Source organism: Pseudomonas sp. GM48 (assembly GCF_000282335.1).
Taxonomy (GTDB): domain Bacteria; phylum Pseudomonadota; class Gammaproteobacteria; order Pseudomonadales; family Pseudomonadaceae; genus Aquipseudomonas.
Window position 1 is genome coordinate 25422 of record NZ_AKJM01000075.1, and the last position, 25083, is coordinate 50504.

At 59.6% G+C, this 25083-nt stretch carries 26 protein-coding genes; 10 read left to right on the plus strand and 16 right to left on the minus strand.

All coding sequences use genetic code 11. The features are described from left to right. Entirely contained in the window at positions 1-1053 is a 1053-nt protein-coding gene (hisC, locus tag PMI28_RS15155; protein ID WP_033063317.1) for a histidinol-phosphate transaminase, read from the plus strand. 124 nt (positions 1054-1177) lie between these two features. Here the strand turns inward: hisC and algW are convergent, their stop codons facing one another. Continuing rightward, positions 1178-2338: a Do family serine endopeptidase AlgW gene (gene algW, locus PMI28_RS15150; protein WP_007986723.1), complete on the minus strand. Its 1161-nt coding sequence runs from the start codon at positions 2336-2338 to the stop codon at positions 1178-1180. A 103-nt stretch (positions 2339-2441) separates the two neighbouring features. Between algW and PMI28_RS15145 the strand changes: the two genes are divergently transcribed. The 3 genes from PMI28_RS15145 (at position 2442) to cysN (ending at position 6285) form a co-directional block, all read left to right on the plus strand. After that, entirely contained in the window at positions 2442-3200 is a 759-nt protein-coding gene (locus tag PMI28_RS15145; RefSeq protein WP_007986725.1) for a Nif3-like dinuclear metal center hexameric protein, read from the plus strand. 259 nt (positions 3201-3459) lie between these two features. Beyond that, positions 3460-4377, plus strand: a complete 918-nt coding sequence (cysD, locus tag PMI28_RS15140) for a sulfate adenylyltransferase subunit CysD (protein WP_007986727.1) — start codon at positions 3460-3462, stop codon at positions 4375-4377. A gap of 9 nt (positions 4378-4386) precedes the next feature. Continuing rightward, entirely contained in the window at positions 4387-6285 is a 1899-nt protein-coding gene (cysN, locus tag PMI28_RS15135; RefSeq protein WP_007986729.1) for a sulfate adenylyltransferase subunit CysN, read from the plus strand. Between the two features lie 171 nt (positions 6286-6456). Here the strand turns inward: cysN and PMI28_RS15130 are convergent, their stop codons facing one another. The 3 genes from PMI28_RS15130 to PMI28_RS0128500 form a co-directional block, all read right to left on the minus strand. Beyond that, positions 6457-7362: an acyltransferase gene (locus PMI28_RS15130; RefSeq protein WP_007986731.1), complete on the minus strand. Its 906-nt coding sequence runs from the start codon at positions 7360-7362 to the stop codon at positions 6457-6459. Beyond that, complete coding sequence (pta, locus tag PMI28_RS15125) at positions 7363-9462, minus strand: phosphate acetyltransferase (RefSeq protein ID WP_007986733.1); 2100 nt, start codon at positions 9460-9462, stop codon at positions 7363-7365. Between the two features lie 61 nt (positions 9463-9523). Beyond that, positions 9524-9850 (minus strand): DUF3565 domain-containing protein, encoded by a 327-nt coding sequence (locus tag PMI28_RS0128500; RefSeq protein ID WP_033063319.1) that lies wholly within the window; start codon positions 9848-9850, stop codon positions 9524-9526. Between PMI28_RS0128500 and PMI28_RS15120 the strand changes: the two genes are divergently transcribed. The 3 genes from PMI28_RS15120 to PMI28_RS15110 all read left to right on the plus strand — a co-directional run bounded on the left by PMI28_RS15120 (position 9819) and on the right by PMI28_RS15110 (position 12243). After that, the gene (locus PMI28_RS15120; RefSeq protein WP_007986735.1) at positions 9819-10304 is read left to right on the plus strand and encodes an FKBP-type peptidyl-prolyl cis-trans isomerase; all 486 of its coding nucleotides are present in this window, start codon (positions 9819-9821) and stop codon (positions 10302-10304) included. The genes PMI28_RS0128500 and PMI28_RS15120 overlap by 32 nt on opposite strands. A 122-nt stretch (positions 10305-10426) precedes the next feature. Then, positions 10427-10909: a glutathione peroxidase gene (locus PMI28_RS15115; RefSeq protein ID WP_007986737.1), complete on the plus strand. Its 483-nt coding sequence runs from the start codon at positions 10427-10429 to the stop codon at positions 10907-10909. Positions 10910-11139: 230 nt separating this feature from the next. After that, positions 11140-12243: an NADH:flavin oxidoreductase gene (locus PMI28_RS15110; protein ID WP_007986740.1), complete on the plus strand. Its 1104-nt coding sequence runs from the start codon at positions 11140-11142 to the stop codon at positions 12241-12243. Between the two features lie 119 nt (positions 12244-12362). On the opposite strand, the gene PMI28_RS15105 is transcribed toward PMI28_RS15110, so the two are convergent. Together PMI28_RS15105 and PMI28_RS15100 are read right to left on the minus strand one after the other, a co-directional pair. After that, complete coding sequence (locus PMI28_RS15105) at positions 12363-13562, minus strand: glycosyltransferase family 4 protein (RefSeq protein ID WP_007986742.1); 1200 nt, start codon at positions 13560-13562, stop codon at positions 12363-12365. 64 nt (positions 13563-13626) lie between these two features. Next, a complete protein-coding gene (locus PMI28_RS15100; RefSeq protein WP_007986744.1) occupies positions 13627-15216 on the minus strand; it encodes a family 20 glycosylhydrolase in 1590 nt (529 codons plus the stop codon). Positions 15217-15371: 155 nt separating this feature from the next. Between PMI28_RS15100 and PMI28_RS0128505 the strand changes: the two genes are divergently transcribed. Beyond that, a complete protein-coding gene (locus PMI28_RS0128505; RefSeq protein WP_033063321.1) occupies positions 15372-15707 on the plus strand; it encodes a hypothetical protein in 336 nt (111 codons plus the stop codon). Positions 15708-15837: 130 nt separating this feature from the next. On the opposite strand, the gene cysZ is transcribed toward PMI28_RS0128505, so the two are convergent. Then, the gene (cysZ, locus tag PMI28_RS15095) at positions 15838-16590 is read right to left on the minus strand and encodes a sulfate transporter CysZ (protein ID WP_033063325.1); all 753 of its coding nucleotides are present in this window, start codon (positions 16588-16590) and stop codon (positions 15838-15840) included. Between the two features lie 315 nt (positions 16591-16905). On the opposite strand from cysZ, the gene trxB reads away from it, so the two are divergent. Continuing rightward, a complete protein-coding gene (gene trxB / locus PMI28_RS15090; RefSeq protein WP_007970300.1) occupies positions 16906-17862 on the plus strand; it encodes a thioredoxin-disulfide reductase in 957 nt (318 codons plus the stop codon). Between the two features lie 229 nt (positions 17863-18091). Here trxB and PMI28_RS15085 read toward each other — a convergent pair whose 3' ends face one another. From PMI28_RS15085 to PMI28_RS15055, 7 genes are all read right to left on the minus strand, one after another. Then, positions 18092-19342, minus strand: coding sequence for a 2-aminoadipate transaminase (locus PMI28_RS15085; protein WP_007986753.1), 1251 nt, complete (start codon positions 19340-19342; stop codon positions 18092-18094). A 228-nt stretch (positions 19343-19570) separates the two neighbouring features. Beyond that, positions 19571-19909: a HopJ type III effector protein gene (locus PMI28_RS15080; RefSeq protein WP_007986755.1), complete on the minus strand. Its 339-nt coding sequence runs from the start codon at positions 19907-19909 to the stop codon at positions 19571-19573. Further along, on the minus strand, positions 19902-20198 hold the full coding sequence (locus tag PMI28_RS15075) for a DUF1244 domain-containing protein (protein WP_007986756.1): 297 nt from the start codon (positions 20196-20198) through the stop codon (positions 19902-19904). The genes PMI28_RS15080 and PMI28_RS15075 overlap by 8 nt, the downstream gene beginning before the upstream one ends. Positions 20199-20294: 96 nt before the next feature. Further along, a complete protein-coding gene (folX, locus tag PMI28_RS15070; protein WP_007970304.1) occupies positions 20295-20666 on the minus strand; it encodes a dihydroneopterin triphosphate 2'-epimerase in 372 nt (123 codons plus the stop codon). 2 nt (positions 20667-20668) lie between these two features. After that, the gene (gene folE, locus PMI28_RS15065) at positions 20669-21229 is read right to left on the minus strand and encodes a GTP cyclohydrolase I FolE (RefSeq protein WP_007986757.1); all 561 of its coding nucleotides are present in this window, start codon (positions 21227-21229) and stop codon (positions 20669-20671) included. A 20-nt stretch (positions 21230-21249) separates the two neighbouring features. Next, complete coding sequence (folM, locus tag PMI28_RS15060) at positions 21250-21960, minus strand: dihydromonapterin reductase (protein WP_007986758.1); 711 nt, start codon at positions 21958-21960, stop codon at positions 21250-21252. Between the two features lie 188 nt (positions 21961-22148). After that, positions 22149-22718 carry an antibiotic biosynthesis monooxygenase gene (locus tag PMI28_RS15055; RefSeq protein WP_007986759.1) on the minus strand — a complete coding sequence of 190 codons (570 nt, stop codon included), beginning with the start codon at positions 22716-22718 and terminating at the stop codon, positions 22149-22151. Between the two features lie 213 nt (positions 22719-22931). Between PMI28_RS15055 and PMI28_RS15050 the strand changes: the two genes are divergently transcribed. After that, on the plus strand, positions 22932-23891 hold the full coding sequence (locus PMI28_RS15050) for a MerR family transcriptional regulator (protein WP_007986760.1): 960 nt from the start codon (positions 22932-22934) through the stop codon (positions 23889-23891). A 3-nt stretch (positions 23892-23894) separates the two neighbouring features. Here PMI28_RS15050 and PMI28_RS15045 read toward each other — a convergent pair whose 3' ends face one another. Both PMI28_RS15045 and PMI28_RS15040 read right to left on the minus strand, forming a co-directional pair. Next, positions 23895-24500 (minus strand): hypothetical protein, encoded by a 606-nt coding sequence (locus PMI28_RS15045; RefSeq protein ID WP_007986761.1) that lies wholly within the window; start codon positions 24498-24500, stop codon positions 23895-23897. Between the two features lie 54 nt (positions 24501-24554). After that, complete coding sequence (locus PMI28_RS15040) at positions 24555-25031, minus strand: PAS domain-containing protein (RefSeq protein ID WP_007986762.1); 477 nt, start codon at positions 25029-25031, stop codon at positions 24555-24557. Positions 25032-25083 lie beyond the last annotated feature (52 nt).

Sequence of the window (25083 nt, forward strand, 5' to 3'; positions counted from 1 at the left end):
ATGAGTAAATTCTGGAGCCCATTCGTCAAGGATCTGGTGCCTTACGTACCGGGCGAGCAGCCCAAGCTGACCAAACTGGTCAAGCTCAACACCAACGAAAACCCCTACGGCCCATCGCCGAAAGCCCTCGCGGCGATGCAAACCGAACTGAATGACAACCTGCGTCTGTACCCGGACCCGAACAGCGATGTGCTCAAGCAAGCCGTCGCCAGGTACTACGGCGTGCAAGGCAATCAGGTGTTTCTCGGCAACGGTTCCGATGAAGTGCTGGCGCACATCTTCCACGGTTTGCTGCAGCACGATCAGCCGCTGTTGTTCCCGGACATCAGCTACAGCTTCTATCCGGTTTACTGCGGGTTGTATGGCATCAAGTTCGATGCGGTGCCGCTGGACGAGCAGTTCCGGATCAACCCGGCGGACTACGCCAGACCGAATGGCGGGATCATTTTCCCTAACCCGAACGCACCGACCGGTTGCCTGTTGGCGCTGGAGGCGGTCGAGCAGATCCTCAAGGCCAGCCCGGATTCCGTGGTCGTGGTGGACGAGGCTTACATCGATTTCGGCGGAGAAACGGCGATTACGCTGGTGGACCGCTATCCAAACCTGCTGGTGACCCAGACCCTGTCCAAGTCCCGCTCCCTGGCCGGTCTACGGGTTGGCTTGGCGGTCGGGCATCCGGACCTGATCGAGGCGCTGGAGCGGATCAAGAACAGCTTCAACTCCTATCCGCTGGATCGTATGGCCAATGTCGGTGCAGCCGCCGCATTCGAAGATCGCGAGTACTTCGACAAGACCTGCCGTTTGGTTATCGAACACCGTGAATGGGTGATTGCGCAGCTGGAAGGGAAGGGCTTTGAAGTGCTGCCGTCGGCGGCGAATTTCATTTTCGCCCGTCACCCCCGGCACGATGCGGCAGGTATCGCGGCTAAATTGCGCGAACAGGGCGTGATTGTCCGGCACTTCAAGCAGGCGCGGATTGCCCAGTTCCTGCGGATCTCCATCGGCACGCCAGAGCAGAACCAGGCGCTGATCGACGGCCTAGGCGACCTCTAAACCACCGCCAACCCTGTGGGAGCGGGCTTGCTCGCGAAAGCGGTGTGTCAGTTAACTTCTGCGTCGACTGACACACCGCTTTCGCGAGCAAGCCCGCTCCCACAAGGGTTTGTGTGTTGGCCAGTTACTCTTCTTCTTTCTCTTGGACCGGTGCCGGTGGCGGACGCAAACCGATTTCCGCGGTCAGCTTGAGTTCGTTGCCGTTGCGCATCACCTGGATCGTGACCTTGTCCGTCGGCTTGATCCGCGCCACCTGATTCATCGAGCGACGGCCATCGCCGGCCGGTTCGCCGTCGATGGAAAGAATCACATCACCCAATTGCAGGCCGGCCTTCTGTGCCGGACCATCACGGAAAATCCCCGCCACGACAATGCCCGGACGCCCGGACAAGCCGAACGACTCGGCCAGTTCCTGGGTCAGCGGCTGCACTTCGATACCCAGCCAGCCACGAATCACCTGGCCGTGCTCGATGATCGACTTCATCACTTCCATCGCCAGCTTCACCGGGATCGCGAAACCGATGCCCTGGGAGCCGCCGGACTTGGAGAAGATCGCCGTGTTGATGCCGGTCAGGTTGCCAATGGCATCCACCAGCGCACCGCCGGAGTTGCCGGGGTTGATTGCGGCGTCGGTCTGGATGAAGTCTTCGTAGTTGTTCAGGCCCAGTTGATTACGCCCGGTGGCGCTGATAATGCCCATGGTTACGGTCTGGCCAACGCCGAACGGGTTGCCGATGGCCAGCGCCACGTCGCCGATGCGGATGTTGTCGGAGCGCCCCACGGTGATCGACGGCAGGTTCTTCAGGTCGATTTTCAGAACCGCGAGGTCAGTCTCCGGGTCGCTGCCGATCACCCGCGCCAGGGTTTCCCGGCCGTCCTTGAGCGCCACCACGATCTGGTCGGCGCCGCTGGTCACGTGGTTGTTGGTCAGGATGTAGCCTTCCGGGCTCATGATCACGCCGGAGCCGAGGCTCGACTCCATGCGCTTCTGCTTGGGCGAGTTGTCGCCAAAGAAGCGGCGGAACTGCGGATCTTCGAACAATGGATGGTTGGGTTTGTTGATGACTTTGGTGGTGTACAGGTTCACCACCGACGGTGCGGCGGTGGTTACCGCGTCGGCATAGGACACCGGGCCCTGCTGCATGCTGGTGGTTTGTGGAGCTTGCTGCAGATTGACGTCGAGGCTTGGAAGCCCGACCCACTGCGGGTAACGCTGGATGATTAACAGAGCGACAAGCACGCCAGCCAACAGCGGCCAGCCGGAAAAACGCAGCGCCTTGAGCATTAAGCACGTCCTGAGAGAGTTGCAGGCGGTCTAAGACCGCTCATAATGACGCGCATTATACGAGGCCGCGCGCGCCTCTGAACGGGATATTTAGGAGTCTTTTATGGCCGTCGCCCTGAGCACCCTGGTCGAAGAAGCCGACCGTTACCTCAGCAGTTCGAAAATTGCCGATTATTGCCCCAACGGCCTGCAAGTCGAAGGTCGGCCGCAGGTAATGCGCATCGTTAGTGGTGTGACTGCCAGCCAGGCCTTGCTCGACGCTGCCGTGGAGGCCAATGCCGACCTGGTGCTGGTGCATCACGGCTACTTCTGGAAGGGCGAGAACCCGTGCATCACCGGCATGAAACAACGCCGCCTGAAGACCTTGCTCAAGCACGATATCAGCCTGTTGTCCTATCACCTGCCGCTGGATCTGCACCCGGACGTCGGCAATAACGTGCAGCTCGCGCGGCAGCTCGATATCACCGTCGAAGGGCCGCTGGATCCGGACAATCTGAAGATTGTCGGCCTGGTCGGCTCGCTGAATGACCCGATGACGCCCCGGGATTTCGCCCGCCGTGTCCAGGAAGTGATGGGCCGTGAGCCGCTGTTGATCGAAGGCAGTGCAATGATCCGCCGCGTCGGCTGGTGCACGGGTGGTGGCCAGGGTTACATCGATCAGGCCATTCTGGCAGGCGTCGATCTGTACCTCAGCGGCGAGGCTTCCGAGCAAACTTTCCACAGTGCCCGGGAAAACGACATCAGTTTTATCGCCGCCGGTCACCACGCGACCGAGCGCTACGGCGTTCAGGCGTTGGGGGATTACCTGGCGCGACGCTTTGCGCTGGAGCACATCTTCATCGATTGCCCGAATCCGATTTGAATCCGGGATCCCCTGTAGGAGCGAGCTTGCTCGCGATGAACCTGAGAACACCGCGGGGTGTCAGGCTGCCAGCGTTATCGTTGACGACCATCGCGAGCAAGCTCGCTCCTACAGGGGGGGCATCTGTGCCCAAACGGGCAGGCATATTCATATGCTCTTTCGATCTAGTTGGCGTCCTGATTAGAAGAGGTCGCTGTGCTAGGATCCCCGCTCGAACACGGCCCGCTGGCCGTTCATAAGAAAGCTTTCGTGAGTAGCCATGGTCGACAAACTGACGCATCTGAAACAGCTGGAGGCGGAAAGCATCCACATCATCCGCGAGGTGGCCGCCGAGTTCGACAACCCGGTGATGCTGTACTCCATCGGTAAAGACTCCGCCGTGATGCTGCATCTGGCACGCAAGGCGTTCTTCCCGGGCAAGCTGCCGTTTCCGGTGATGCACGTCGACACTCGCTGGAAATTCCAGGAGATGTACGCCTTCCGTGACAAGATGGTCGCCGAACTGGGCCTCGACCTGATCACCCACGTCAACCCGGATGGCGTGGCGCAGAACATCAACCCATTCACCCACGGCAGCGCCAAGCACACCGACATCATGAAGACCGAGGGCCTGAAGCAGGCACTCGACAAGTATGGTTTCGACGCAGCATTCGGCGGCGCCCGTCGCGATGAAGAGAAATCCCGCGCCAAGGAGCGCGTGTACTCGTTCCGCGACAGCAAGCACCGCTGGGACCCGAAAAACCAGCGTCCAGAGCTGTGGAACGTCTACAACGGCAAGGTCAACAAGGGCGAGTCGATCCGCGTCTTCCCGCTGTCGAACTGGACCGAGCTGGACATCTGGCAGTACATCTACCTTGAAGGCATCCCGATCGTTCCGTTGTATTTCGCTGCCGAGCGCGAAGTCATCGAGAAGAACGGCACGCTGATCATGATCGACGACGAACGCATCCTCGAGCACCTGAGCGACGAAGACAAAGCGCGCATCGTCAAAAAGAAAGTGCGTTTCCGTACCCTTGGTTGCTACCCGTTGACGGGCGCGGTGGAGTCCGAGGCCGAAAGCCTCACGGACATCATTCAGGAAATGCTCCTGACGCGAACTTCCGAGCGCCAGGGCCGTGTCATCGACCACGATGGCGCCGGCTCGATGGAAGACAAAAAACGTCAAGGTTATTTCTAAGGGGCTGTCATGTCGCATCAATCTGATTTGATCAGCGAGGACATCCTCGCCTACCTGGGCCAGCACGAACGTAAAGAGCTGCTGCGCTTCCTGACCTGCGGTAACGTCGACGACGGCAAGAGCACCCTGATCGGGCGCCTGCTGCACGACTCCAAGATGATCTACGAAGATCACCTGGAAGCGATTACCCGCGACTCGAAAAAAGTCGGCACCACCGGTGAAGACATCGACCTGGCGTTGCTGGTCGACGGCCTGCAGGCCGAGCGTGAACAAGGCATCACCATCGATGTCGCGTACCGCTATTTCTCCACCGCCAAGCGTAAATTCATCATCGCCGACACCCCCGGCCATGAGCAGTACACCCGCAACATGGCCACCGGTGCGTCCACCTGCGACCTGGCGATCATCCTGGTCGACGCCCGTTACGGCGTGCAGACCCAGACCCGTCGCCACAGCTTCATCGCCTCCCTGCTGGGCATCAAGCACATCGTTGTGGCCATCAACAAGATGGACCTCAAGGACTTCGATCAGGGCGTGTTCGAGTCGATCAAGGCCGACTACCTGCAGTTCGCCGAAGGCTTGAAGATGAAGCCGACCAGCATGCACTTCGTGCCGATGTCGGCACTGAAAGGCGACAACGTGGTGAACAAGTCCGAGCGCTCGCCGTGGTACACCGGTCAGTCGCTGATGGAAATCCTCGAGACCGTGGAAGTGGCGGGCGATCGCAACTTCACCGATCTGCGTTTCCCGGTGCAGTACGTCAACCGTCCGAACCTGAACTTCCGTGGCTTCGCCGGTACGCTGGCCAGCGGCATCGTCAAGAAAGGCGACGAAGTCGTGGTACTGCCGTCGGGCAAGAGCAGCCGCGTGAAATCCATCGTCACCTTCGAAGGTGAACTGGAGCACGCCGGTCCTGGCCAGGCGGTGACGCTGACCATGGAAGACGAAATCGACATCTCCCGTGGTGACCTGTTGGTGCATGCCGACAACGTGCCGCCGGTGACCGACAGCTTCGAAGCGATGCTGGTGTGGATGGCTGAAGAGCCGATGCTGCCGGGCAAGAAATACGACATCAAGCGTGCCACCAGTTATGTGCCAGGTTCCATCGCCAGCATCGTCAACAAGGTCGACGTGAACACCCTGGAGGAAGGCCCGGCCAGCGCGTTGCAGCTGAACGAAATCGGCAAGGTCAAGATCGCGCTCGATGCGCCGATTGCCCTCGACGGTTACGACAGCAACCGCACCACTGGCGCGTTCATCATCATCGACCGCCTGACCAACGGCACCGTCGGCGCCGGCATGATTGTCGCCCAACCGCTGGTACATGGCACGAGCACGCACCACGGCAAACTGGCTCACGTCGCCACGGAAGAACGCGCACAGCGTTTCGGCCAGCAACCGGCCACCGTGCTGTTCAGCGGCTTGTCGGGCGCGGGCAAGAGCACTCTGGCGTATGCGGTTGAACGCAAGCTGTTCGACCTGGGCCGTGCGGTGTTCGTGCTCGATGGCCAGAACCTGCGTCACGACCTGAACAAAGGTCTGCCACAGGATCGCGCCGGGCGTACCGAGAACTGGCGTCGTGCCGCGCACGTTGCACGTCAGTTCAACGAAGCCGGTCTGCTGACCCTGGCGGCGTTCGTTGCGCCGAGCGCCGAAGGTCGTGAGCAGGCCCGGGAACTGATCGGCAAGGAACGTCTGCTGACGGTCTACGTCCAGGCTTCGCCGACGGTTTGTGCCGAGCGTGATCCGCAAGGCCTGTACGCGGCTGCCGGGGATAACATCCCGGGCGAATCCTTCCCGTACGACGTGCCGCTGGATGCCGACCTGGTGATCGACACCCAGTCCGTGTCGTTGGAAGAAGGCGTCAAGCAAGTGCTGGCTCTACTGCGTGAGCGTGGGGCGATCTAAGCCTCAGTCGTAATGAAAAACCCGCCGATGAGTGATCATCGGCGGGTTTTTTTATTTGAGATCGACTCGATCAAATGTGGGAGCGGGCTTGCTCGCGAATGCGGTGTGCCATTCAACATTGAAGCTGGCTGATCCACCGCTTTCGCGAGCAAGCCCGCTCCCACAGGGGGATCAGTGTTTGCCTGGATATTCGCGATGCATCTGCGCCAGCAACGCATCCTTGTCCTGCCACAACTGATTGATCCAGCCCTGAAATTGCAGGCGGTATTCACCGTCCTGGTCGTAGTTCTTGCCGATGAACTGTGGCGGAATCCTCAGCTCCTCAAAGTGCACCACCACGTCCGCAACGTTCCCGCACAACAAATCCCAGAAACCAGGACGCCCGGCGGGGTAGTGGATGGTCACGTTGACCAGGGATTCAAGCTGCTCGCCCATGGCATCCAGCACAAAGGCAATGCCGCCGGCCTTGGGCTTGAGCAGGTACTTGAAGGGGGACTGCTGCTGGGCATGCTTGCCTTCGGTGAAGCGCGTGCCTTCGACGAAGTTGAAAATGCCCACCGGGTTGTCGCGGAACCTCGCACAGGTTTTGCGGGTGGTTTCCAGATCCTTGCCTTTCTTCTCCGGATGCTTCTCCAGATAGGCCTTGGAGTAGCGCTTCATGAACGGAAAGCCCAGCGCCCACCAGGCCAGACCGATCACCGGGACCCAGATCAGCTCCTGCTTGAGAAAGAACTTCAGCGGTTGAATGCGCCGGTTGAGCACGTATTGCAGCACCAGGATGTCGACCCAGCTCTGGTGGTTGCTGGTGATCAGGTACGAGTGCTGATAGTCGAGGCCCTGCAGGCCGCTGATGTGCCAGCGCGTGCGGCGCACCAGGTTCATCCAGCCCTTGTTGTTGCTGATCCAGGCTTCGTGGGTATGGCTCATCAGCCAGCCCGCGATGCGTTGGGTGAGGGCGAACGGCAATGCCTTGACGATTGCCACGCAGAACAGGAACGAGCAGAGCAATATCGTATTCAGTGCCAACAGCAGCGAGGCGGTCACGCCGCGCAAAGGGGCGGGTAGGAAGTCCAGCATTTACACATCCATAGGTCGATTGGCGGCTTGAATCGCGGTCAGGGCGATGGTGTAGACGATGTCATCGACCTGCGCGCCGCGCGGCAAATCGTTCACCGGTTTGCGCAGGCCTTGCAGCATCGGCCCGAGGCTGACGCAGTCGGCGCTGCGCTGTACGGCTTTGTGCGTGGTGTTGCCGGTGTTGAGGTCGGGGAACACGTACACCGTGGCACGCCCGGCCACCTGACTGTTCGGCGCCAATTGCCGGGCCACGCTTTCGTTGGCGGCGGCGTCGTACTGCAAGGGGCCGTCGATCAGCAGCGAGTGCTGTTGTTCGTGGGCGAGCAGGGTGGCCTCGCGGACCTTCTCGACTTCTTCGCCGCTGGCCGAGTCGCCACTGGAGTAGCTTATCATCGCCACCCGTGGCGTGATGCCGAACGCGGCGGCCGAGTCAGCGCTTTGCAGGGCGATCTCGGCCAGTTCGCTGGCGCTCGGGTGCGGGTTCATCACGCAGTCGCCGTAGACCAGCACCTCTTCCGGGAACAGCATGAAGAACACCGACGACACCAGGGTGCAGCCCGGCGCCGTTTTAATCAGCTGCAGGGCCGGGCGGATGGTGTTGGCGGTGGTGTTGATCACGCCCGACACGAGGCCGTCGACTTCATCCAGGGCCAGCATCATGGTGCCGATCACCACGGTGTCTTCCAGTTGTTGCTCGGCCATTGGTGCGTTGAGGCTTTTGCTTTTGCGCAGCGCGACCATCGGCTCGACGTAGCGTTCGCGGATCAAGTCCGGATCAATGATTTCCAGCCCCGGTGGCAACTCGATGCCCTGGGCGCGGGCGACGGCCTGCACGTCCTCGGGCTTGGCCAGCAACACACAGCGAGCGATGCCACGGGCCTGGCAGATCGCGGCGGCCTGCACGGTCAGCGGCTCGCTGCCTTCGGGCAGCACGATGCGCTTGTTGGCCGCCTGGGCGCGCTGGATCAATTGATAGCGGAAAACCGCTGGCGACAGGCGCATCTCCCGTGGTGTACCGCAGCGCTGATGCAACCAGTCGGCATCGAGATGGCCCGCGATGAAATCGGTGATGATTTCGGCGCGCTCGCGGTCGTCGATAGGGATTTCCTTGTTCAGGCCATTGAGCAGGTTGGCGGTGTCATAGGAGCCGGTACTCACCGACAGCACCGGCAACCCGGCCTGCAGGGCGCCCCGGCACAGGTCCATGATGCGTGGGTCGGGCAGGGTGTCGCTGGTCAGCAGCAGGCCGGCGAGCGGCACGCCGTTCAAGGCCGCGAGGCTGACGGCGAGGATGATGTCGTCGCGGTCGCCGGGGGTTACCACCAGCACGCCGGGCTTGAGCAGCTCCACGGTGTTGCGCATGGTGCGGGCGCAAATGATGATTTTGGTCATGCGCCGGGTTTCATAGTCACCGGCGTTGAGTACTTGCGCGCCCATCAGGTCGGCGACGTCGCGGGTGCGCGGGGCGTTCAGTTCCGGCTGGAACGGAATGCAGCCGAGCAAGCGGAAATCACCACTGCGCAGCAACGGCGAATGCTCTTTCAGGCGCGTGGCGAAGGCGTCCATGCTTTCGTCGGTCTTGACCTTGTTGAGGATCACACCGAGGACTTTCGGGTCTTTCGGGCCGCCGAACAATTGCGCCTGCAACTCGACGCGACCGGAAAGCTCGGTCAGCACTTCGTTTTCCGGTGCCGAGACCAGGATCACCTCGGCGTCGAGGCTCTTGGCCAGGTGCAGATTGACCCGCGCGGCATAACTGGCGCTACGGGTCGGCACCATGCCTTCGACGATCAGCACGTCCTTGCCGATGGCTGCTTGCTGATAAAGGGCGATGATTTCTTCGAGCAATTCATCGAGCTGGCCGTCGCCGAGCATGCGTTCGACATGGGCCAGGCCCAGTGGCTGAGGCGGTTTCAAGCCGTGGGTACGCGCCACCAGTTCGGTGGAACGTTCCGGGCCCGTGTCACCCGGATGCGGCTGGGCAATCGGTTTGAAAAAGCCGACCTTGAGCCCGGCGCGCTCAAGGGTGCGTACCAGCCCGAGGCTGATGGAGGTCAGGCCCACGCCAAAATCGGTGGGTGCGATAAAAAAAGTTTGCATGCGGATTCTCTGGAAGGTGCATGGCAATGGTCACGACCTATGGCTGGTCGATTACCGAAATTCAGTCGCCAAGGTTATCGCTAACCGAGCCTTGTGCGCACCAACCGCAGGCAAAGGGCTGGCCTATTTTTTCCTGGCGCTGCGCAGGGTCCATGACCCAGGCCCGGGATTGCCATGGTGGCTGGTGCCGCAGGTGTTGGGTGTGGCCGCAGGAAAGCTCGGCCACCCAGTGTCCGTCCTCGTCCTGATGGAAGCCTGTGACCGTCGAATCCCGTTTGTCCGGGTTGTGTTCGCTTTCAGTCGATTGCTTCGCTAAACTTGGCCTTTCAATCTTCTTATGCAAAAGGTCTCGCCCCATGCTGATCGCCGCCAATAAGGCTGTCTCCATCGACTATACCCTGACCAACGACGCTGGTGAGGTCATCGACAGCTCCGCCGGCGGCGCGCCGCTGGTCTACCTGCAAGGCGCAGGCAACATTATCCCGGGCCTGGAAAGGGCTCTGGAAGGCAAGGCCGTCGGCGATGAGCTGACTGTAGCCGTTGAACCGGAAGACGCTTACGGCGAATACGCGGCCGAACTGGTCAGCACCCTGAGCCGCAGCATGTTCGAAGGCGTCGACGAGCTGGAAGTGGGCATGCAGTTCCACGCTTCCGCTCCGGACGGCCAGATGCAGATCGTGACCATCCGTGATCTGGACGGCGACGACGTGACCGTTGACGGCAACCACCCGTTGGCCGGCCAGCGCCTGAATTTCCAGGTCAAGATCGTTGCCATCCGTGACGCCAGCCAGGAAGAAATCGCTCATGGCCACGTCCATGGCGAAGGTGGCCATCACCACTGATTTCTGCGCTAAGCTCAGATAACTGGAGAGGCGCCCCGAGGGCGCCTTTTTAGTCTGCGGCTGTCCCTGACGACACCGCCAAGTGGCTGTTTCGAGAAGAACACGGGAATCTGGAGTACGCCATGAGTGCTTTTCACGACCTTAAATTGACAGCCCTGGATGGACAGGAGCTACCTCTGGCGCCTTTCAAAGGCCAAGTCGTATTGGTGGTCAACGTTGCCTCCAAATGCGGCCTGACCCCGCAGTACGCGGCGCTGGAAAACCTCTACCAACAATACAAGGGCAAAGGCTTCAGCGTGTTGGGCCTGCCGTGCAACCAGTTTGCCGGACAGGAACCGGGGACCGAGCAGGAGATCAAGGATTTCTGCAGCCTCAACTATGGTGTGACCTTTCCGTTGTCCAGCAAGCTGGAAGTCAACGGGCATGACCGTCATCAGTTGTACCGCTTGCTGGCGGGCGAGGGCGCGGAGTTTCCTGGTGACATCACCTGGAACTTCGAGAAGTTCCTGCTGGGCAAGGACGGCCGCGTACTGGCGCGGTTCTCGCCACGCACGGCGCCGGATGATCCAACCATCGTTCACGCGATTGAAAAAGCGCTGAAATGATTCCCCCCTGTAGGAGCGAGCTTGCTCGCGATGGTCGTCAACGATAACGCTGCAAGTCTGATACCCCCGCAGCGTTCTCAAGCCCATCGCGAGCGATCGAGCGTCGACCGGCTGCTCCTACAGTACTCCCTGCCTTTTGACCCTTAATCACGCTGATCAATAATGCTGTTCAATGCGTCGGACTCTCCATATTATCACCGTCATAAAGTCATTCTTCCGTGGAGCGTCCCATGCCCGTAAAAGCCCTGTTCAAACCGTTCCACCTCGGCACCCTCGAACTGCCGACCCGCGTCGTCATGGCGCCGATGACCCGCTCCTTTTCACCGGGTGGCGTGCCGAACTCCAAAGTGATCGAGTACTACCGTCGTCGTGCCGCTGCGGGCGTCGGCCTGATCATCACCGAAGGCACCACCGTCGGTCACAAGGCTTCCAACGGCTACCCGAATGTTCCGCATTTCTATGGTGAAGCGGCACTGGCCGGCTGGAAAAAAGTCGTCGACGCCGTGCACGCTGAAGGCGGCAAGATCGTTCCGCAGTTGTGGCATGTGGGCAGCGTACGTCGTATCGGCACCGAGCCGGACGCCAGCGTGCCGGGCTATGGCCCGTCGGAAAAAGTGAAGGAAGGTCAGGTCGTGGTGCACGGCATGACCAAACAAGACATTCAGGATGTAATCGCCGCGTTCGCCCAAGCCGCCAGGGATGCCCGGAGCATTGGCATGGACGGCGTGGAAATCCACGGTGCCCACGGTTACCTGATTGACCAGTTCTTCTGGGAAGGCAGCAACCAGCGCACCGACGAATACGGCGGCAACCTGGCCAACCGTTCGCGGTTCGCCATTGAATTGATTCAAGCTGTGCGTGCCGCGGTCGGTGAAGGTTTCCCGATCATCTTCCGTTTCTCGCAGTGGAAGCAGCAGGATTACACCGCACGTCTGGTGCAAACCCCGGAGGCCCTGGGAGAGTTCCTCAAGCCGTTGGCCGATGCGGGCGTGGATATTTTCCACTGCTCGACCCGCCGCTTCTGGGAGCCGGAGTTCGACGGTTCCGAACTGAACCTGGCCGGCTGGACCCGCAAACTGACCGGCAAGCCGACCATCACCGTGGGCAGTGTCGGCCTGGATGGCGAATTCCTGCAATTCATGGTCAACACCGACAAGGTCGCACAACCGGCCAGTCTGGAAAAACTGCTGGAGCGCCTGAACAACGATGAGTTCGACCTGGTAGCGGTCGGTCGTGCGTTGCTGGTGGACCCTGACTGGGCACAGAAAGTGCGCGATGGTCGTGAAGAAGACATTCTGCCGTTCAGCCGTGAGGCGTTGATGACGCTGGTTTAAGCGGCGTCAGGACTTACGCTTTCGCGAGCAAGCCCGCTCCCACATTGGTTCTGTGTCGTACACAAATCCCCTGTGGGAGCGGGCTTGCTCGCGAAGACTGACTAAAGAGCACTACAAAATCAGGGAACAATCGGTGCATTCGGCACCACCATCTCCCCGGCACAAGCCCCCCGCAACTGTCCCTCGAACTGCTCGATGATCGTCGCCCAACCCTGGCGACTGGCATGCTGGCGCGCATTGAGGCGCACATTGCGCAAGGTTTCCCTGTCCTCCAGCAGCCATGCCGCTGCATCGCAGAACGCTTCTTCATCCCCCGGCATCGCCAATACACCGTTGTAGCCATGACGAATATGCTGGGCGGCTGCCGCCTGGTCGTAGGCCACCACGCCAAGCCCCGAGGCGAGTGCTTCAAGCACCACATTGCCGAACGTTTCGGTCAGGCTCGGAAACAGAAACACGTCTCCCGAGGCATAGTGACAAGCCAGGGTTTCACCTCGTTGGGTGCCGCAGAAAATCGCCTCGGGCATGTCGTTTTCCAGTTCATGACGCTGCGGGCCGTCGCCGACCACGATCAGTTTCAGCGTGCGCCGGGGATAACTCGCCTTGAGGGTATTGAAGGTGCGTTTGAGCAGGCCAAGGTTTTTTTCCGGGGCCAGACGCCCGACATGAATGACGGCGATGTCTTCTTCGGTCAATCCCCATTGCTCGCGCAGGGCATTCAAACGTTTGGCCGGGTGAAACAACTCACTGTCGACCCCTCGGGAGAGCAACGCCAGTCGTTCGAAATGCCGTCGTTCCAGTTCCATGCGCTGGCTGACGCTGGGCACCAGGGTCATGGTCGAGCGGTTGTGGAACCAGCGCAGGTAGTGAGTCAGCAGGCGCGTGAGCAAACCAAGCCCGTACTGGTTGGAGTACTGCTGGAAATTGGTGTGAAACCCGCTGACCACGGAAATCCCCAGTCGCCGTGCCGCACGCAAGGCCGACAAGCCCAGCGGACCCTCGGTGGCGATATAGAGCACGTCCGGGCGGTGACGCGTCCAGCGCCGCAGCAGCTTGTGCATCGACGACTGACCCCATTGCAAGCCGGGGTAACCCGGTAGCGGCCAGCCGCGGCACAGCAGCAACCCATCGTCGCTGCCCAGTTGCTGGTCGCAGCCTTGGCGCGGTCGCACCAATTCCACCTGATGCCCGCGCGCGCGCAAGCCGTCGCACAAGCGACCCAGGGTATTGGCCACGCCGTTGATTTCCGGTGGGAAGGTTTCGGTGATCAGGGTGATATGCAGAGCTGTCGTCATGACCCCAGTGTCGGCTGGGGCCATGTCGTCAGTGTGACGTCAGGATGATGGATTTGTGACGATGTGGCAGGAACCCGTGCGTGCCCTGCTACCAGGGCACAGGTGGTGCATGGGCAACGGCGCGCGCGATCAGCGATAGCGATTGATAGTTGCCAGCAGCATTCGGCGAATCCCAGGTTCGTTGGCCCAGTGGTAACAACCACGCTTTCAGATGTGCCCAGACCTCTTCCGGGGTGCGAAAGGCGGGTTCATCGGCCCAGACCTGAATCCCTGCGCCCGCCATTTTAGGACTATCTGCAGGAATTTCCGTTATTGCACTGCCTGCCTTGTCCATGAAATGGTTGGCTCGCCAGACATCATAGATACCGCGAGGCGAGTGTTTGGGGTCGATGAGATTGTTCCAGTTGTCACGAATGATGAAGTAGAAATCACCGTGGGCGTTTTTAACCGTATAGCCGGCCTTGACCAGTTCCTCCGCATTCATTTCACCGCGATCAGTACCCCAAAGACTCCAGCATTCGATTTCTGTACTTGTATCCAGATCGATGACTGCGTTTCGGTTTACGGCCCCGTCGTTCCAGACCCGCGCAATCTTGCCTCGCTTCCGGACGCACGTTGCCAGGTCATTGACGAAGTACCTCACGGCATCCTCGGAAGTAGCTGACTGTTGGTCTGTTGCTTCACGAGCGTACTTCGCCAGTTGCGGCGTGTTCTTCAGGTTGATGGGGCTGAGAAAGAATTCGTCGGCCCCCAGGTGAACATGGGGGCTGTCGGGGAACATATCGAGCAGATCCTCTACGAGCTCCTTGAGAAAATCGCGAGCGGCCGGGATGCTGAAATCGAGCGCTTTCGACACAATCTGGTCATCACTGAGCTTGAGTTGAAATTGCGGCCGGTCTCGCAGGATCCAGTCCATATGCCCGGGTGTTTCAATCTCGGGGATGACCGTAATGTGATAGGTGGCGGCGGTGTCGAGGATGTCCTTGAGTTCGGCAACACTCCAGGCATCGGGGCTGGCGGTATCCGGAGCGGAGGGGAAGATGATCCGTACCCCCTCATTGTCGGTGAGGTGCAAATGCAGGGTGTTGAGCTGGTGCCAGGCCATTTCGCGCAGCAACTCCTTCATCCATTCGGGGCTGTAGTATTTGCGCCCCACATCGATCATCACCGAGCGCTCGGCATAGGCGGGCGCATCGATCACAACACCGCAATCGAGTGTGGTGCAAACCCGGGCGGCTTTATGCAGTGTCGTCAAGGCGCGGGCCATGGCTCCCAGGTTCTCGGCGGTGACGCCAATAGTGCTCGAGATATCGATTCGGTAGGCTTCGTTTTCGCCTTTTGTGGGGACGGGAACGTCAGCGATGTCCGGAGCGGACAGCGACAGCACGACATCGCCCGGCAGGGGGGGGCCAATAGATAACAGTTCGATTGCGGGCGGCTTGCCGAGCCCGGCGGCATCAGCGAAGCCGAATGCCAGCCGTGTCGCCAGCGGGCGCAGGCTTTCGCTGCGAATGAGAATGCGCGAATTCTCGCTGATGACGTAGGTATCCCCCGTTTCATCTTTAGCTTCAGCGTGCAGTACTGCCGGGCTCATGCTGACCCAGGGAAAACGCAGGTTGTGGTGTGCTTGGCGCGGATTTTCGGCGGTAGGGACCGGGTTTTGGATTAGCGTTGTCATTGGGCTGGCTCTCCCTTGAGCTGAGGATATGGCCCATGCCTGCGATATGGATGAGCCTGCGAGCGATTGGATACCCAATTCCAACTTCCGGATACTGTAAGAAGTAACAGGTTTTCTGCTAAGCAAAAATCGCCAGGTAACTGAAGTAATGCTGTTTGGCGATAAAATGGCCATTTTTTATAGCTGTCATTTATGACAGCGGTTTTATCTTTGTTCCGGCGATAAAAATGGCGGCCGACAATGCTGCCTTGAGCGGGAGCATCGACATCATGAACGACCAAGCAGCCAAACCCGCAGTCCCGACAATCGACTTTCCGGCACAAGTCAGTGAACAGGCCATGGGGCGGGTACTTTTAGAGGGCAAGTGTTTAAACGGCGCTATCGTCAAAGTTCTGAACTGGGACGGCAGTGTCCTCGCAACGGCCCGGGTGGTGGGAGGAGCCGGGGTGGAGAGTGACGTTAGCGCCATGATCGAGTTTCAGGTCGTCTGAGTACCCGGGTTTGTTTTGTCGCCGTTTTTCGTCGCTTGCGCTGAGACGATAAATCGCTGGATGGACATCCGGGCTGTGACAGATGCGGCAAGGGTGACCTTGCCGCATTTTTTCCTGTGTCCGAGGTCCGTCATTGCGGTGTAATCAGTGCCTCGCTACCGCGTTCGCGCACCCAGAACAACGTCGCCCCGGCCACTGCCGCCGGCATCATCAGGATGTTGACCACCGGAATCAGCAACACCAGATAAACAATCCCGCCAAAACTCATGCTCTGCCAGCGCTTCTCGCGCAGCCAGCCAAGCATTTCGTTCCAGCCCAGCTTGTGGTTGTCCGCCGGGTAGTCGATGTACTGGATCGCCATCATCCACACCCCGAACAACAGCCACAGCGGCGCGGCGATGATGTTCACCACCGGGATGAACGAGAGGATGAACAGCCCGATCGCCCGGGGTAGAAAGTAGCCGAGCTTGCGCATTTCCCGGGCCAGGGTGCGCGGGATCATCGCAATCAGTTCGCCCCAGCTGAATGCCGGAAAGTCATCGGTGCCACGCACCACCACTTCGACTTTCTCCGCAAGAAAGCCGTTGAATGGCGCGGCAATGACGTTGGCGAGCATGGTGAAGGTGAAAAACACCATCAGCACGACGAGCACCACGAACAACGGCCAGAGGATGTAGCTGAGAAAACTCAGCCAGTCGGGCAGTGACGGCATCAGCGTATCGACCCACAGGCTGAATTGGTGGCCGGCCAGATAGATCAATCCGACGAACAGCACCAGGTTGATTGCCAACGGCAACAGCACAAACAAACGCAGACTGGGGCTCAATACCAGCTTGAGGCCTTCGCGCAGGTATTGCGGGCCGGACAGAACAGGGGCGGGCATAACGTGCTCCGGGTAGAGGGAAAACGCGCCGACCTTACCGGCTTTGCCTGACGGACGAAAGCGCGGTAGCAGCATCGACATTAACTGTAACAAAGGCGTCCTGATAATCACGGTTACGGGATAGAGACCACCTATGAGCTGGATTGTTAAACCGTATTTCCTTAATCTTCGCCCCCTCGATACGCTGCACCCAATCTTTTTACAGGACGGTCGGGTTCAAGCCTTCCCCAAGTGCTTTCAACCGTTCTTTTTTATTCCCGCCGGCAATCCGGCGTTCCGCGCCAGGTGTTCCGGGCCGGTCAACAGGAGCAGGTCATGTCTGAAGTCCGTCATTCGCGAGTGATTATTCTCGGTTCCGGCCCTGCCGGTTACAGCGCCGCGGTCTATGCCGCCCGTGCCAATCTCAAGCCTCTGCTGATCACCGGCATGCAGGCCGGCGGTCAACTGACCACCACCACCGAAGTCGACAACTGGCCGGGCGACGTCCACGGCCTGACCGGCCCGGCGCTGATGGAGCGGATGCGCGAGCACGCCGAGCGCTTTGAAACCGAGATCGTTTTCGATCACATCAATGCCGTCGACTTCGCTGCCAAGCCATACACCCTGACCGGTGACAGCGCGACTTACACTTGCGACGCCCTGATCATCGCCACCGGCGCCAGCGCCCGTTACCTGGGCCTGCCATCGGAGGAAGCGTTCATGGGCAAAGGCGTCTCCGCCTGTGCAACCTGCGACGGTTTCTTCTATCGCAACAAGCCAGTGGCTGTGGTTGGTGGCGGCAACACCGCTGTTGAAGAAGCCCTGTACCTGGCCAACATCGCCAGCAAAGTCACCCTGATCCACCGTCGCGAAACTTTCCGCGCCGAGAAGATTCTGATCGACAAGCTGAACGCCCGTGTAGCCGAAGGCAAGATCGAGCTGAAGCTGAACGCGACCCTGGACGAAGTACTGGGCGACAACATGGGCGTGACCGGTGCCCGCCTGAAGAACAACGACGGCAGCTTCGACGAAGTGAAAGTCGACGGCGTGTTCATCGCCATCGGCCACACCCCGAACACTTCGCTGTTCGAAGGTCAGCTGACGTTGAAAGACGGTTACCTGGTGGTGCAGGGCGGCCGTGACGGCAACGCCACTGCCACCAACCTCGAAGGTATCTTCGCCGCCGGTGACGTGGCTGACCATGTATACCGTCAGGCCATCACCTCGGCCGGCGCCGGTTGCATGGCGGCACTGGATGCCGAGCGTTACCTCGACAATCTGCAGAACGCTTGATTCTGCTTTCGTCGAAATAAAAAAACCGGCTTCGGCCGGTTTTTTTATGCCCACAATTTTATGCCTGAGCACATTCCAGTGTGGGAGCGGGCTTGCTCGCGAAGGCGGTGTGTCATGCAACATTAATGCTGGCTGATCCACCGCATTCGCGAGCAAGCCCGCTCCCACATTTAATTGATGTCGCACACAAATGTTGTGCTGGCCTCAATCTCTTTGTGGGACTTCGCTCTCACGCCAGTTTTGCCAGGCACGCTTCAAGAATATCCAGCCCCTCTTCCAGCACCGCAGCCTCGATGGTCAATGGTGCCAGCAAGCGAATGATGTGCCGCGATTTGCCACTGGGCATCAACAGCAGGCCTGCGTCCCGTGCCAGGGCCAGCAGTTGGGTCAATTGAGCCGGCGCAGGCGAGCCACCGGCATTGATCAGCTCGATACCGCGCATCGCGCCGACACCGGTCAGGCGGCCCAGGTACGGTGTCAGGTTGTTCGCACGCCAGGTTTCATAGCGGCCGACAATCGCTTCTTCCTGTTGTGAGCCCCAGGCATGCAGGTTGGCATCGGTCATTTCATCAAGGGTTGCCAGTGCCGCTGCGCAGGCGATGGGATTGCCGGAATAGGTGCCACCGAGTCCGCCCTTGGGCAGGTTGTCCAGCAGTGATTTGCGCCCGACCACCGCCCCCAGTGGAACGCCGCCGGCGATGCTTTTGCCGAGCAGGATCAGGTCCGGTTCGATGCCCAGCCGCGAGAACGCGAAGCGCTGGCCGGTACGGCCGAAGCCGGACTGGATTTCATCGGCGATCAGCACAATGCCCTTGTCGTCGCAGTACTTGCGCAGCGCCTGGGCGAATTCGACTTCCATGGCCAGGAAGCCCGCTTCGCCCTGCACCGGTTCAACGATAAAGCAGGCGACGTCTTCGACATCAATCTCGACACTGAACAGGCGTTCCATGGCTTTGAGGGCTTCGGTGCAGGTGACGCCGTTGTCCTGGCTGGGGAAGGGCAGGTGATACACCGGCCCCGGCAGCACGCCGATTTTCTGTTTGTAGGGCGCCACTTTGCCATTGAGGTTGAGCGTGGCCAGTGTGCGGCCGTGGAATGCGCCATCGAAGGCGATGACCGCGCTTCGGCCGGTGGCGCCACGGACGATCTTCAGGGCGTTTTCCGCCGCTTCCGCGCCGCTGTTGGTGAGCATGCCACTGACCGGGTAACCCACCGGTATGAACGCACTCAGGCGATCCATCAGTTCGAGGTAAGGCACATGGGGCGCGGCATTGAACGCGTAGTGGGTCAGTCGGGTGGCTTGTTCGCGAATGGCCTCGACGATACGCGGATGGCAATGGCCGAGGTTCAACACACCGATGCCGCCGACAAAGTCGATGTAGCGTTTGCCATCGGTGTCCCAGACCTCGGAGTTTTTGCCGTGGCTGAGCGTGACAGGGTGAACGATGTTGATCGACTGGCTGATGGTTTCGCTGCGCATGAATGACCGGCTCGGAAGAAGGAGGAGTTCTTTTTATCTAAGCCGGGAGCAGTGGTACGCGGCAAACGAAATAAAGTGGCCGGGTCAATCTTAAAAGTCGGAATGTGCTGTGGAACTCTTGTAGGAGCGAGCTTGCTCGCGATGGAGGCGAACGATAACGCGTAAAACCAGATACCCATCTGTGCTCTCGGGTTTTTCGCGAGCGAGCTCGCTCCTACAGTACAGCGGTCAGCGGCGGGTCAGTGGCTGTTGGCTGAATTTCACACCGGCCAGGCCATGGGCAATCAACGCGCGGATATTGCCGTGGTCGCTGCCCTCAGGCGTGGCAACAACCGAGCGGTAATGCTCGCCGAACGCCAACAGGGCTTCTTCATCGCTCAAACCTTCGAGCAGCGCCAGACCCAGGGTCTTGCACGAACCTTCGTTCTGCCCGGCCGCGTTTTCCACGCCGCCATTGTTGAAGGCCTGAGGCTGATAGTCGTAACCGGCGGCGATGAAAGCCAGGGTGTCGGCGAAGGCGTGTTCGCCGCTGTTGAGGCTGGCGCGCAGGGTGTTCAAATCACTCATTGGGTTTTCCTTTGGCGAACGCCGCTTGCTGTTCGGCGTTGGCTTCCTGCTGATATTGGGCTTTCCATTCGGCGTACGGCATGCCGTAAACCACTTCGCGGGCTTCATCGAGGCTGACCTCGATCTGGCGCTCGTCGGCCGCAGCCTTGTACCACTTGGACAGGCAGTTGCGGCAAAAACCCGAGAGGTTCATCAGGTCGATGTTCTGCACATCCTTGCGGCTGTCCAGGTGGGCCACCAGCCGGCGAAAGGCGGCGGCTTCGAGTTCCAGGCGTTGTTGATCGGTCATGGCGGTCTCTGCGAGACAGCTTCAAGCGGCAAGCTTCAAGCTGCAAGTTGGATTGCGGTGGCTGCAAGTTTACAGCTTGGCGCTTGTAGCTTGTAGCTAGCGACTCGCTGCAAGCGTAATCGACACCGACTCGGCAAATCGCAGCGCGTGGGGCTTGTCGACCTCGACCTCGGCATAGAGCACCGATGCGTTGGCCATCACCAGGTCGAGAATTTCCTGGGTCAGGCGTTCGAGCAGTGCAAAGCGGTTGCCTTCCACATGGGCGATGATCGCCTTGGTGATCGTGCGGTAGTTCAACGCGTGGTCGATGTCGTTGTCACGCACCGCTTCCTGGGCCGCGTACAGAATGGTCAGGTTGATCAACACATCCTGTTTGTTGAGGATTTCATCCTCATTGATACCGATGAAGGTACGCAGGCACAGGTCTTTGACCCGGATGCGTGCCATGCCTGGTTGAAGTTGTGGCATTGCTACTTGCTCCGTCCAATCAATTGCAGGAACTCCTGGCGGGTGTTGCTCGACTCGCGGAAGGCGCCGAGCATCACCGAGGTATTCATGGTCGAGTTCTGTTTCTCGACGCCGCGCATCATCATGCACATGTGCTGCGCCTCGATGACCACCGCGACGCCGGCCGCGCCGGTCACCTGTTGCACCGCTTCGGCGATTTGCCGGGTGAGGTTTTCCTGGATTTGCAGGCGTCGGGCGAACATGTCCACCAGCCGCGCAATCTTCGACAGGCCCAGCACCTTGCCGGTTGGAATATAAGCCACGTGCGCCTTGCCGATGAAGGGCAGGATGTGGTGTTCGCAAAGCGAGTACAGCTCGATGTTGTCGACGATCACCATTTCATCGTTGTCGGAGGCGAACAGCGCGCCATTGACGATCTCTTCGACACTTTGCTCGTAACCATGGCAAAGGTACTGCATGGCTTTGGCTGCGCGCACCGGGGTGTCGAGCAGGCCTTCGCGGTCTGGATTTTCACCGAGGCCGATGAGGATCTCTCGATAATTCTGGGGCAGGGATAACGTCATGGAAAATCCTCGCGGGACACTTATTTGATGTGCCTTCCGCCGTTGACGGTCAGGGTGGTGCCGGTGACATAAGGGTTGTCGAGCAGATAACGCAGGCTCTGGTAGATCACTTCGCAGCCGGGCTCGATGCCCAGTGCGGATTTGGCCAGTACCTTGGCGCGGTAGGCCGCGTCGTCTTCAGGGTTGAACAGTAGCAGGGCCGGCGCGATCCCGTTGACCTTGATGGCCGGCGCATACCTGGCGGCGAAGGACAGGGTCAGGCTGTCGAGCCCGGCTTTGCTGGCGCAATAGCCAATGTGCTTGCTGCTGCCCTTACGGGTCACGTCATCGCTGATGTGCACGATGTCTGCGGGGCTTGAGCGTTGCAGCAGGTCGGCGCAATGCAGATTGATCAGGTAGGGCGCCAGCATGTGCACGCTGAACATGCGGGTGAATGCTGCGGCGTCGGTGTCCGGTGTTTCGGCCAGCCATTCGGAGGCATTGTGGACAATCGCCCGTAAACAGTCGGTGTGGGTTTTCAGCTCGCTGATGAAGGCGAGGATTCCGGCCTCGCTGGAGAAGTCCGCGAACACCGCCGTTGCACCCAGATCGCGCAGGGTTTGTACCCCGGGTCGCTCGCTGCGGTAGCTGAAAATCACACGATGGCCATCTTCCAGCAATCGCCGGGCGCAGTGCAGGCCGACACGCTGGCCGGCGCCGGTAATGAGGATTGGGGCTGCGGAAGTGGTCATGAACGGCTCGCGTCGCGGTGAGAGCAAAACTATACCAGCGACGGCAGCGCTCTACCTATTATGCAAAACGGGCCTGTGTGGGAGCGGGCTTGCTCGCGAAAGCGTTGTGTCAGCCGGAACAAATGTTGACTGACACACCGTCTTCGCGAGCAAGTCGGATCGCCGCACCGCCGCTCCCACAAAGGTTATCAGTGGTTTTGGGGGGCGGGTTCGGTGGGCAAACGGCGTACCGGCGTGCTGTTCAGCCAATTGGCCAGCAGGCGGGTCGACAGGGGAATGAAGAAATAGACCATCAGCGGCGTCAGGCACAGGGTACTGATGAACACGCGGGGCAGCAGCGCCATCTCGCTGAGCAGCGGCTCCAGCACAAAGTTGAACAACAGTGATACCGGAAAGAACGCCAGCCAGATTGCCACGGCCTGTTTCCAGCGCGGCGGGCGTTGATCGACGGTGCCGAACCAGCCCTCGATGCCGCTGACCCGATGTTCCATCGGGTGGGCGAACAGATCGCTGCCGCGTCCGAGCCAGGCACTGCGTGAGGCGGAGTGCTCCCAAGCGTGCAGGGTCTGCTCGTCGGCGAAGCGGAAGATAATCTGGAACTCGTCATCGCCGGGCGGCGGAGCGAGTACGCCGGAGCCGAGGTAGCCGGGAAAGTCGGTGGCCAGTTGTTCGCCTTCGCGCAACCAGGCGATCAGATCCTGAAACCGGCCATTGGCAACACGACGCGCAACCATCAGCGTGACGGGAGAGGTAGACATTGTATATCTCCGTAAGACATTTGCGTCGCTCCGGGTAGGAACTTCGCCAGGCACAGCGCCGGGGTGTCGGGCTGCGGCTTGAAACAAGCAAGGATTATTCCTGATTCTGCCAGCTTCGTCTTTGAACGTTTTTTCTTCGATTATGAACTTGAATCACTATGGGGTGGCGGAGTTAGAATGAGGACCCATCTGCACATGGACGTACAACCTTAGATGCCTGTCCTTACTGACGTAGCTTCAGGTGTACCGCAGACAGTCTCCCTTGAACAGGAACAGCTCTTTCCGATTCGCGAGGTGGCGCGCCTGACAGGCGTCAACCCGGTCACGCTTCGAGCCTGGGAACGACGGTATGGCCTGATTGTTCCAATACGCACCGAAAGTGGGCATCGCCTGTACTCGATGTCCGATATCGAGCGTGTCCGCAGCATTCTCGGCTGGATCGAGCGTGGTGTTGCCGTCAGCAAGATCGGCAAGTTGCTGGCCAGGGCGGCGCCACTTCAAGTGCTGTCCCACATTATTCCCAGCGACATCGTGCTGGCCGACTATGCGCAATGGCAACGGCAGATCCGGGTAGCCGTCAGCGCGTTTGACGACGTTCAGCTGGAGCAGGTGTACGGACAGGTTTTTTCCAGCTACTCACTGTCGGTGGTGTTTCAAGACATTCTGCTTCCGGTATGGAGGCAATTGCTGCAACGCCAGGATCAATTCGGCGGGACCAGCGAATGGATATTCCTTGATGGATTCCTGCGTTCGCGGGTGTTGCAACGCCTGCTGCTGATGCGCGATACCCGGCCGCGGCGAGTGGTCATCAGTGCCCTGGTTGGCCATTGCCGGGAACTCGAATTACTGATCGCCGCCCTGTTTCTGGGCTACCCGCAAACGGGGATTCGGGTGCTGCCCATTGGTCAGCCGTTCGATGAGTTGACCCTGGTCTGTGAACAGATCAAACCCCAGGCGCTGGTGCTGTTTTCCAATCATGTACCGGCTGTCGAATTGCCCCGGCGTTTAAATCGCCTGGCCTTAAGCCTCAATTGTCAGTTGTTGCTGGCCGGTGATGCTTCTGATCTGGCACAGGAGAGTCTGGCCGGGTCGTCGATCGGATGCCTGGGTAACGAAGGGGATGTCATGAGCCAGCGTCTGAAGCAGTTCCTGGCGGGCAGTCTGGATACTTGAGGTTCAGAGGTGCAGTGCGGGATGCGTCAATCGATGCTGTTGCAGGATGAATTGGCGCAGGCGTTCGGTTTCGTCCGTATCGCTCTGGTTAAGCTGATAGGCGTAGAAACCCTGTTCGTTTTCTTTCTCGAAAGTGCCGCGCAAGGCAATCCGTTCATAGCCTGAGGGGCTGAACCACAAGGCGAAATGCTTCGGCGGCTTGGTCTTGTTGCGTACCTCCAGCAAGACCCCTTTGCACGATACTTCGTGCACCCACAGAGCGCCCGGTTGCCCCTTGGCGTTCTCCAGCGCTACCGGTTCGTCCAGGACCAGGCGCCAAGGCCGCACCATCGGCCCGTCCTCATAGATACTTGGCACGCCGAGACGCAAATGCAGCGCATGGAATTCGTCTTCCACCAGATGCAGCGGGAAAGTCAATTGCTGGTTTTCGAAACTGGCTTGAATGGTGACCTGCTCATGGGCCGCCAGGCGGGTGAGCAGGTCACGGATTTGCGACCCACCGTTGACGAGCAGGCTCGACGTTGCATCCCGCACATTGAGCTGCGGGTTGTGTTGCATGGTCTGGATGAAATCCAGCTCATCCTGGGTCAGGAGTGCGTCGCGTTGCATGGCCAGCTCGAAAGATATAGGTACAAAGTCATTGGTGATTGAAATTAATGACCATTAATTCAGCGTTTGGTTTATGCCGTTCGTCGCTTTGAGCGCAGCAAGCTCGGACTGGAGTTCAGCCAGCTGCACCTCAAGCTGTGCCACACGCTGTTGGGCCTTGACCTGCACGGTGACGTCTTTCTGCACACCGATAAAATAGGTTTGCCCATCCGTTGGATTTTTCACCGTTGAAAGGGACAGTTCATTCCAGAACGGTGTGCCGTCCTTGCGGTAGTTTCGCAATATTTCCCGGCAGGATCCTTCACTGTTCAAGGCATCGCGAATCAACGGCAGGGCTTCCTGGTCACGGTCCCCCGACTGCAGGAAGCGGCAATCCTGATAGAGGATTTCTTCGCTGGTGTAACCCGTCAGGCGTTCGAACGCGGGGTTGACGTAGATGAGGATTTTGTCTTGATCGCCTTCCTTTTCGGCAATCACGATGCCGTCGTTCGAGGCGTTGATCGCCATTTGCAGCAGTTGCGCATTAATCATCGGAGTATCCTTTCCTGATTGATTGTCGATTGCATACTAAAAGAACAATTAC